Origin of the sequence: Sulfobacillus harzensis (genome assembly GCF_012933365.1) — a bacterium.
GTDB lineage: Bacteria > Bacillota > Sulfobacillia > Sulfobacillales > Sulfobacillaceae > Sulfobacillus_B > Sulfobacillus_B harzensis.
Genome location: NZ_JABBVZ010000125.1, coordinates 1 through 8670 on the forward strand (window position 1 = coordinate 1; position 8670 = coordinate 8670).

Sequence of the window (8670 nt, forward strand, 5' to 3'; positions counted from 1 at the left end):
CTGAGGGTCGAGTTAACGGGCTACTCTACATGCGGAGCGACGGCATCGCGGACCGACTACGCACACAAGCTGCTAGGACGGTTTCTTGACCACGTCGACAGCGTCGATGTCGACCGTGATCAAGCTGTATCTTTGTCAGCGGAAATAACGGTAGACGGATAAGACGATACGGCCGCGCTAGTAAAATTGGCGTCATCCCTTTCCATGGCTAACGGTCATTGCTATGCTGAAACTGCCGGAGGCAGCGTTGACCTCCGGGATTTTTGAACGAGGGGGGCGCTGGTCACGGATAACGATCAATATCAGGATATCCCACAAGATGCGTTGGAACGCTTGAACCGGGAATCTGGACATTATGTGTTTACATCAGACTTAACGGTGAATGAATTTGTCTTGGTGGACGAAGCCGGATTTGAGCCATTGGGCTTGGTGATGGGGTCGTCCATTTATCATATTGGGTATCAACAATCGGCCTGGTCGAAGAACCAGGAGATGACGGTGCTGTCTCAGGCGATGTACAATGCCCGCGAGTTGGCCATGAGCCGTATGGAAGAAGAAGCCGATGCGTTGAAGGCGGACGGCATCATTGGCGTACGCCTCGAAGTAAAGCATGCTGAATGGGGCCAGCATCTGGCCGAATTCATCGCGATTGGCACCGCCGTCCGCGCCAAGGATGGCACCAGTCATCGGACCATTAAGGGAAAACCCTTTACCTCCGACCTCTCGGGTCAGGACTTCTGGACTTTGATGAAGACGGGTTACCGCCCCGTCAGCCTGGTGATGGGCTCTTGCGTGTACCACATTGCTCACCAAGGCATGATGGCGGCGTTGCGTCAAGTGGGCCAGAACCAGGAGATGACCATCTACACCCAAGGCCTCTACGATGCGCGTGAGCTGGCTATGGAGCGAATGCAGCTGGAAGCGGCCGATTTGCAGGCCGAGGGTATTGTGGGGGTGAGCCTCAACGAGTCTAGCCACCAATGGGGCTCCCACGTCATTGAGTTCTTCGCCGTCGGCACGGCCGTCAAGCGTTTCCAGGAGTCGAAGCTCACCGCTCCCAGTCTGGTGCTGCCGCTCGACGATCCGCGTTAGGGGGGACACGTATGCCGTGGTTTAAACGTGGCAGCGGGAATGACAAGCCCGATCCCAACCAGATCGCATTAAGCAAGACCCTGCAGGGAACCTTCCGTCAGTACAACGCCGAGACTGAGGAACAAATGCGTCGCGATCGGGAGGCGCTCGAGCGCGGCGGGATTCCCGAGGCGGCCGAAACGCGCGTGAAAAAAACGGTCTCCGGCCAACTGCCATGGATGAGCACCTTGGACATCAACGACTTATACTTGGCGGACGAAATCAGGATGACCCCCTTGGTGCAGGTCACGGGAAGCTGCTATTACCAAGCAGCGACCGACTCGGGGGGGCGCATCTATCTGGACAGCAACTACGATGCGGCCAACCTGGTGCATGCCTATTACCGAGCCAAGAACGACGCCGTTGACCGCATGTCGCAGGAAGCCGCCTTGGCAGGGGCCCATGCTATCGTCGACGCGAAATTCACGTTTTCACGCAATCAAACGGTGGTGGAGTGCAGCGTCATTGGCACGGCAGTATCCTTTGACGGGATTCGGCCGGGCAAGTCTCCGCTCATTAGTCCTTTAAGCGGTGAAGAGTTTTATAAACTGCTGCAGGTGGGATGGATGCCAACCCAATTCTGCTTGGGCTACCATTGGCATTGCATGCCGGTGGGGTACCGCACCCGCTCCATCAACTCCATGTGGAACTTTGCCAATCAGGAGCTCACGCCGGTAGTTGAGCGCTTTTCCGACACGCGCCGATATGCCGTTCAGCAAATGGCGGTGGATGCGCGCGGAGGGCCACGGGTTGATGGATTTGTCGGGGTGTCCGTCAAGACCGAGATCGAGGAAACGGAGCTTCGTATCTACGCGGGCTACGGGGGTTACGGGCTGTCGGGATTCGGCATGATGGGCAACGGGATCACCATTGACGGCACCTTCTTCCCCTATGGCAGTGAAGGGGTGGCGGAGGTTCCCGCCTACAATCTGGAGTTCTTTGCCACCGGCGCTGGGGTGGCGCATATTGGACAGGGACGGCTTAAGAAAGAGGACATCGGCGCTTTTCTCTCCGCCCTCAATTAGGGTCAGTCGAAGGTGAGTTATGCGGGTTATTATCGCGGAAAAACCGAGCGTTGCGCTGGACATCGCCCGGGTCTTGGGAACCCCGAAGAAACAGGATGGGTACGTTTCGGTTGGGGAGGATGTGGTGACCTGGGCCTATGGACACCTTGGCACTTTGGCTGCCCCAGAAGCCTATCAGCCGGCCTGGAAGCGATGGAGCTGGGATACCTTGCCCATGCTCCCGGAGGCGTTTCAGGTCGTGCCCATCACCAAGACCCGGGCCCATTTGCAGCTGGTCAAAAAACTCTTGAGATCGTGCGACCGCATTGTAGCGGCGACAGATGCCGACCGCGAGGGTGAGCAAACGATTCCTAAACATCGATAGAAACCAAATATGTTGATCTTGTTTTGGTTTGTTAGATCATTATTACCTATGGAGTTGATCTTGTTTGTGAAGTAATGTGTGCGCCCAGATTGAGCATTAAAACTATCAGATTGGACTTCCTACCGGTTAAGGTAAAAGGAGCAACATCGTGATTCAGGGTTCGGACCTGGGTCGCGATGAACCGGGAAGTGTTGCGACGTTGGGATATCCGGAGCTCTTGAAAACCGTCAATTATGTGAATCCCGCCCAGCGATTGGTGGGATCCGCCCGTTATTATAAGTCCCTAAGAATTGATGGCCTGCACTACGTGCACCATGTCGGTAACAGCACTGCCATCGCTCTGTGTCGGCCCGATCATCGAACCCATCACGAAGGAACCTCCTTCTTGCTCAGCTTGTTGCACCAAGGGCGACGCGTGAACACGGTCGCGCGCCATGCCCAGAACCTGAAAAAGTTTTTGGATTTCTTGATGTTGTGGGATCTCGAACCCACGTTGGCCGCACTGAATGACTCGCCGTTGAACCCCGGTGGTCCGTATCCTCTAGAAGTGATCTTGGAAGCCTTTGCGGACTACCTGCGTTGCATCCCCAAACGCGTGCGATTTGACAATGCCACCGGGGTGCCTACCTACGGAATCCACTGGGCCCTCCTCAAAGCGGTGCCACTCAACGCACACGCCCAGATGGAAGGCAAACTCAGCGTCTTGACGGACGCGTCATACGGACTTCAGGCCCGGGAATGGGGTGAGTTCCCGCCGGGTGCCATCGGCCTAATTCTGTTTACCGCCTGTCGGTACCTGGAATATTTGCAGAACCGGACGAAACGGTTCTCTCGTCTGCCGCTCGAGCAGATCCCCGTCAAAGAGGTCCGGGCTCGCCACTCCTTAATTGCGGGGACGGCGGGGCCCCGTACCTTCTTCGTCTTCGACGTGGCCAAATTGGCCCGCGATGCCGGAGTGGAAGGCCCCGCCGCGTCCTATCGTGCGGCGACGCCCGTGGGATTCAACACGGTCTTCACGGACGATGACGCCGACGCCTTCTTTGAACTTCTCGATCCCTATAACCGGCCGCTGGACCGTCTACTCTTTTCCGTGCTGCGGTATTTTGGATTGCGGCCGGGGGAAGCTGCTGCCATACAGTTGGACCCGACATCGCTGCCGCGTGATCTCACGAACTATCATGCAGCGCGCGACTCCCTGCGGAACCTGCGCGGCGATATCCAGTTTGTCCAGGAGTCCGGGTTGGCGGGCACCTGGGTGATTACGACCGGATGGAAGACCCCCGCGTCGCACCGGGTGGTGCCGCTGATTACGCATCGAATGCCCACCGAAGCCGGTTCGCATCCGGCGCGTCGCTTCCCCACGCAGGAGGAGTTCACGGACTTGCTTTATTGGGCGCTCGTCCAGCGCCAAGAGCGGCTACAGGGCGTCCGGCACGACCACGGAGGACTCTTTGTGTCGGGGTCGAATCGGGGGCGCGGAGGGGCTATCGACCGAAAGACGGTCTATCGCCTCTTTGAGCGGTATGCTGAGGCGCTGTATGTGCAAAGTCAGGAGCACATTGACTTGCGCGCATACAGTCCCCACACGTTCCGTCATCTCTTTGCGACCGTCCTCCTGCGCCACTATCGGAGACCGCTTGAGGACATCCGACAGTGGCTCGGTCACTCTTCGGTTGCGGTGACGCGGAACACGTATATTCATTGGTTGCCGGAAGCCGGCGACAGCCCGCAGCGCGGCTTGGTCGCTCACATGGCAGATACCTACGAGCAGCAATCGCAAGCCAGTCAACGTGCAGTCGATGAGGATTCCCGATGAGTTGGCAATGGGTGGATGTTGAGGACTATCTGCGGTTTCTTCATGACGAGTTACACGTGTCGAACCAAGCACTGTATGCCCACCGGCGGCTCGTGGCCGAATTGTGGCAACGGTTTCCCACACCGGGCGATTGGCTACAGGTGCCCCCCGAGCAACGCCCCGTGATTCAATACGGCCTTGTGGGTGAGTTTCGATACATCGTGTATTGGGCGTGGGCGACAAAATTCTGTGTGAGCGATGGACCGGAAGTCGAGGAGCGGCGCAAGGATATGCTCGCGTATTTTCACGCTCGCCCCAAAGGTTCCATGGTGAAGATAGCGATCGCGTTGGGCCTGCTCGAGGAACCCGACGTCGCGTATTTGTGTGGGGACCGCGACTGGATCGCCAACCCGGTAGCCAGACACGTGTTCCTGGTCGGCAAGCCCATGCGACAGTTCAGCGAAACCGACATCGCGTGGGCTCCGAAAATTCGACCCGGAGACAAGCGTTACGGGGTTCACACGCTCCGTGACCTCCGCTTTCGCTTCGGATACACCACCACGGCTGGCAAAGTCACCAAGCGCACAAGTTTTGACGAATGCACGGACCATCCGCGGTGGGGTACGGTGGCCGGGGACTATCGGGATCACCTCGTTCGGTCCATGGCCCGAGACTACTATGTGCGAAAGGCGGGCAATGCCATCCAACACTTCTTCCGATGGCTAGATGCGCATGGACATCCCGACGCGGCGGCTTTGGACCGCATCGACTTTCTGGCGCTGTTCGATTACCTGGGACACCGCGATGACGGGACCGAGTTCTCCGCGAAGTATCTCGAAAGTCGGCTCTCGTATATCAAAGGGTTTTTTGAATGGGGGGAGGGCGTCCATCCGTTTTTTCCGCGTGATTTTGCCCGTCGATGGCCCCAAGATTCCTATGCGCGGGTACATTCCGAGAGCATGGTCGAGGCCTCAACCGGAGATGGACTCGCATTCGATGACCCGGATTTTCCGGAGATCATGACCCATGCGATTTACCACTATCGCCCCGCTAATGACAAAGAAGCCCTGTGTCGCGCATTTTGGCTGATTATCGCGTCGTGCCCCATTCGGGAGTCCTTGCTGCTCAATCTCCAGGCGGAGAATGCGATGTTGCCGCTTCCCAATGTGCCACAAGCTTTCGGGATTTACACTCCCTACGAGGGACTTGAGAAGGCCAGACATCGCCACGGGCACTTTCCCATTCTGGACCGAATGGGCATTGAGGCCGTGCAGTTTCTTCAAAAACGCGCCCATGACCAGCAATTCCGCCCCTTGTGGAACGAGCGAGCCGAGGCGTCGTACGTGCATCTGTTTCAACGGTCCGAGAAACCCTGGCGGCTGAACGAGGTGGCCACGAACCGATTTTTCGATCAGGTGGCCGCGTCTATCGGCCATCCTGACAAAAAGGGGAAGGCGCACGCCTATCGCCACTATCTTATTACCCACATTGCGCTAAAGACGGGCGACATGGACCTCGCCCGACTGGCGGCTGGGCATCATAATCTCGCCATGACGCAACGCTATGTCCGAAGCAATCTCTCGCGCCATGCCTTGCTATTCGCGATGATTCGCCGCTATGAGGAGGGCACTCTCGCGGGCCGCTTCATCTGGCGGTTATTTGAATTGATGGCCTCGGACGACACCGAGCCCACCGCCCTCATTCAGGCCCTCGCGTCCGACGAGGTGACCCTCGAGGAGTTTTTGTCGCGATTTGGGGTCCCCTCTCCCACAGGGGTAGGTCGCTGTATGGTGGAGGGGGCATGTGAGTTCGAGGCCCGCTGTCTGTCGTGCCACCACTTTCTCATGGGGAAAGGTGATGCGCCGAATGCGATGCGGACGCTGGCTCGACTCGTCGACCATATGGCGGCCATGATTCGTGGGAGCCGCGATTTCTCCTACGACAACCCGAAAGCGCAGGGACTCGCCACACAGAGCGTCTTGTTAACAGAGATGATTCGCCATTTGGGCTATAGTGAAAACCAGATCACTGTAGCGATTCAAACGCATCTGGGCGTGGGAGGAGGAGCATAGCATGTCGAATGGGGTGACGAAACGGGTTGAGGCCCCTGGCGCTCGCCTTCGCGGTGTCGCCTTGGGCATACGTCAGCATTTGACGCCCCAGGAGTTTGCGCAGTTCCGGCCTGCAGACGAGTGGCCGCTCGTTGAAGATTGCACGCAGTTGCCGTTGGCGGAATTGGCGACCGAGGGGACATTCCGTGCCCTGCCGTTCGCGCAACGACGCTATGTGGTCCTACTGGCCTCCTTGCAGCGGGTGGCTCTGCCCGTGCGCCTTGCCTTGTCGACGCGGATGGTCGCCCCGGTATCTTTGGACATGCTCCCAAACTTTCAATATCTCGAGGATCTGATGGCAACGCACTACGCTGCGATATTTCCCATGCGAGCTCAGCAAGCAGAACGTGTGGCAAATGGCCAGAAACAGGTCGCCTTGGCAGCGCGCAGCCTGTGGTATGCGGGCTATGCCTTGAAGCCGGGTCTGGGAGGATTGGATGTGGTGACCTGGGACAAACTCGTCGCGATCATTCGGTTGAGAACGGTTCACTCCATGGGGCTGGTGGCTTTGCGGGAACTCCTGAGGCGCGATCCGGACTCCCTCGTCGACGAGGAGTACCTGTCGGTCTACGACGCCGAACGCAACCTGTGGGTGACGGCCGGATTGTTGCCGCCGGCGACGGCCATCGAAGCGAGCGTCAAGACCTTTGTTTTTGGGTGGTTGCGCGACCGTATCGACCAGGAGCTTGTCATCGAGGAACGCAATGACGCCGGACAACTCAAACGCCGCACCGGCCTGTCCCGCGTGACACCGAATTATTGGCAGGCGTTGGCCTACAATCTCCGCTTCTTTTTGGAGCAGTGCCGGGAGGCCGCGCTGACGGATCTGACGGTGGAGACCCTGACGTCCGCCTACCAGCGCGCTCTCAGTCACCGGACGACCCGATCCCAACGCATAATATTCCGCGTCGCCGTCCGCTATTGGCTGGCCTGGTATCAGCGCACAGAGAACTCGGCCCTCAACCTCGAACATATCGCCCCGCGAGTGCGGCGTAGTGAACCGAAGGCCCATGGCCCCGTGTTCAGTACCGCGAAGGCACACACGCTCATTCGCACACTCCTTGATGACACTAGTCCGCTTTTTAATGAAAACCAGATTATGGACTTCCGGTATCGGCGGGCGTGCCTGCTCCTGTTAGCCACGGCCGCCCGCCCCCGGGAAGTATTACACTTACTTCAGGATGCGATGGTTCAAGACCGCGAGGGAGTCTATTGGCTACGCTTTCACCGCACCAAGACTAAGCGAACCATGCCAGACCGCGCCCCGCTCCAATGGATTCATGCTGTCCGCATTCGAGAGGATGCGGTTCGTTGGGTTCGGGAGTTTCAACAGTTGGCACCGCGCGAAAAAATCACCTCGCCGGGCGACCGGCATGGTGATGGATTGACCGCCTATCGTCTTTTTGCCAATGAATTCAATACGCATCTTGTGGATGTAGGGTCAGTAGGGGCGTGGCTGCGACGCCTCCAGCACAGGCTGTGGAGCGATGACGGCGGTGCCCATTTTACCCCGCAAAATTTTCGTGCGCTGCATCTCACCTATCGCCGCATTGTTGGCGATGAGGATACGCTGTTGGAACGGCAGGCCGGTCATACTCATCCTGACTCCAAACGGCCGTATACGATGACGCTGCCGGCGGAACAGGTGACCCAATTCGCGGATATTCTCAACGAGGGTGTGTGGCCACGGCAGGCCACCGGGGCGAACACCGGGTCGGAGTCGGACGCCGGGGTGTCCGTGGATGCAATGACACACATGGCCTCACAATTTACCGTAACGACCCCGAAGCTGGATGCGGCGAAACAGCTCGTGGACCAGGTGCTTCAATGGACCGCTAATGGCGGGAAGCTCGCCGGCACCCTGCGCGACTCGGACCGGACACTGCCCCTCTTGTCCGTCGGCGGTTATACCCATAATTGCGCCGCGCCCCTACTCCTCAACTGTGGTCACACCCCCGGCCATTGCCGCGATTGCCCCCACTACCGTCCCGATCCCGGAACCGAAGATCAGCATCAGGTCGAGATCTTTCGTGAGATGCTGTATTACTTCGAGTGCCGCGCCGTCGAGAAAACCTATCACACCACCGGACAACGCACCATGATTTTTCAAAAGAGACACGCATGCCCCTGCAGGGCACTCACACACATGAAAAAAGGGCGTCGGCAAGGGGAGTATGATGAGGGTAACCCTCGACCGAGATCGCATTCACTCTGATGCTACGAGCTCGTAAAGGAGACGGATTC

At 58.1% G+C, this 8670-nt stretch carries 6 protein-coding genes; all 6 read left to right on the forward strand.

Features of this window, described 5'->3' with window-relative positions; all coding sequences use genetic code 11:
* Positions 1-324: 324 nt before the first annotated feature.
* The 6 genes from HIJ39_RS19905 (at position 325) to HIJ39_RS19930 (ending at position 8641) form a co-directional block, all read left to right on the forward strand.
* Complete coding sequence (locus tag HIJ39_RS19905) at positions 325-1092, forward strand: heavy metal-binding domain-containing protein (RefSeq protein WP_243239844.1); 768 nt, start codon at positions 325-327, stop codon at positions 1090-1092.
* Positions 1093-1103: 11 nt separating this feature from the next.
* Entirely contained in the window at positions 1104-2156 is a 1053-nt protein-coding gene (locus HIJ39_RS19910; RefSeq protein WP_169102791.1) for a heavy metal-binding domain-containing protein, read from the forward strand.
* A gap of 19 nt (positions 2157-2175) precedes the next feature.
* Positions 2176-2520 carry a toprim domain-containing protein gene (locus HIJ39_RS19915; RefSeq protein ID WP_169102792.1) on the forward strand — a complete coding sequence of 115 codons (345 nt, stop codon included), beginning with the start codon at positions 2176-2178 and terminating at the stop codon, positions 2518-2520.
* A gap of 148 nt (positions 2521-2668) precedes the next feature.
* Complete coding sequence (locus HIJ39_RS19920; RefSeq protein WP_169102793.1) at positions 2669-4336, forward strand: tyrosine-type recombinase/integrase; 1668 nt, start codon at positions 2669-2671, stop codon at positions 4334-4336.
* Positions 4333-6387: a site-specific integrase gene (locus HIJ39_RS19925; protein ID WP_169102794.1), complete on the forward strand. Its 2055-nt coding sequence runs from the start codon at positions 4333-4335 to the stop codon at positions 6385-6387. The genes HIJ39_RS19920 and HIJ39_RS19925 overlap by 4 nt, the downstream gene beginning before the upstream one ends.
* A gap of 1 nt (position 6388) precedes the next feature.
* The gene (locus HIJ39_RS19930; protein WP_169102795.1) at positions 6389-8641 is read left to right on the forward strand and encodes a hypothetical protein; all 2253 of its coding nucleotides are present in this window, start codon (positions 6389-6391) and stop codon (positions 8639-8641) included.
* Positions 8642-8670: the final 29 nt, after the last annotated feature.

Coding starts and splice junctions, on each gene's coding strand:
- HIJ39_RS19925 (WP_169102794.1), top strand. CDS start 4,333: ATGAGTTGGCAATGGGTGGATGTTGAGGACTATCTGCGGTTTCTTCAT.
- HIJ39_RS19910 (WP_169102791.1), top strand. CDS start 1,104: ATGCCGTGGTTTAAACGTGGCAGCGGGAATGACAAGCCCGATCCCAAC.
- HIJ39_RS19915 (WP_169102792.1), top strand. CDS start 2,176: ATGCGGGTTATTATCGCGGAAAAACCGAGCGTTGCGCTGGACATCGCC.
- HIJ39_RS19930 (WP_169102795.1), top strand. CDS start 6,389: ATGTCGAATGGGGTGACGAAACGGGTTGAGGCCCCTGGCGCTCGCCTT.